This is a genomic window from Geminicoccus flavidas (genome assembly GCF_009806515.1).
In the GTDB taxonomy this organism is placed as follows: Bacteria; Pseudomonadota; Alphaproteobacteria; order Geminicoccales; family Geminicoccaceae; genus Geminicoccus; species Geminicoccus flavidus.
In genome coordinates this window covers 1-948 of the sequence record NZ_WUJP01000963.1, presented here as the reverse complement: position 1 = coordinate 948, position 948 = coordinate 1, and the positions used below count along the sequence as shown (strand labels likewise).

The 948-nt window shown below is 63.8% G+C and carries 1 protein-coding gene; it reads left to right on the top strand.

Annotated elements, in window-relative coordinates; genetic code table 11:
• Positions 1–262 precede the first annotated feature (262 nt).
• Positions 263–568 (top strand): hypothetical protein, encoded by a 306-nt coding sequence (locus EQG76_RS27620; protein WP_159718266.1) that lies wholly within the window; start codon positions 263–265, stop codon positions 566–568.
• The last annotated feature ends 380 nt before the right edge of the window (positions 569–948 follow it).

Genomic DNA, 948 nt, shown 5'->3' with positions numbered 1-948 from the left:
TGGCCATTCACTTGGACTGACTGCTATCCATGCCAAAACTCTCCCAGAACTACGCAGCTGCAGCCTCGGGCCATTCAAATGAGCCAGTAGGACCCGTCATGGGGCAGATCAGCTCAGCTCTCCTGGGGAGGGCGTGATGCTGTCGGATTCCTGCTCAGCTTATCGTCGCCGTTCACGCTTGCGTCGGGCGGCACCACTGATCCGGGCGAACAGCCGGATACCAGCAACATCGCCAAGTGGGCGCGGCGCGCAGTTCGGCGATATGAGTGGCCACCGCTACCATTGGCAGTTCACCGCGCCCATGACGGGGATGCTGGAATGGTGGCCGTGGTACAGCGAAAGGGCCAGGCCGAACGGGGAGTGGGGCGACCGCCACGCCCGAGGCAACTACGGCGAGTACGAGCTGATTGTCTATGAGATCGCCGATCCGGCGGCCTCGAACTGCCTGACCGACACGACCCGGACCTATGTCGGAGAGAGCGGAAACTTGTGGCTTGGCCGGATCGTCGGCGGGTTCGATGGCGTGGACAGTCCGCGCTACAACGCGAGCAGCCGGATCCACTCCTAGTTGCGGGCGACCAAGATCGGACGGCGGACCGTAATCGCCGGGGCCGACGCCATGGCTTGGCTGGAGGTCTATCGACACGCTTCGGAGCAATCGGCACCGAAGGTCCGCTGGTCTCCTGAGCGAGATGGAGATGGCGGCTGTCGCGCAAAGGCTGGCCCCGCCTCCCCTTTCTCCGTTAATGGCCGGTCGTGCTCCCCCAGAAGCCGAAGGGTAGCAAAAGGTAGCGGGGGTAGCGGCATGGGTGCGCGAGTGGATGCGATCGTGGTGCCACTCATGTGGACAACGCGCCTGTCTGGGTCGGCACCGCAACTCGCTAGGTGTTTGGTCCCGCGGAGTAGTGGCCGGGTGGCTGGTGAAGAAGCTCAGGCTCTTGCTGCCAG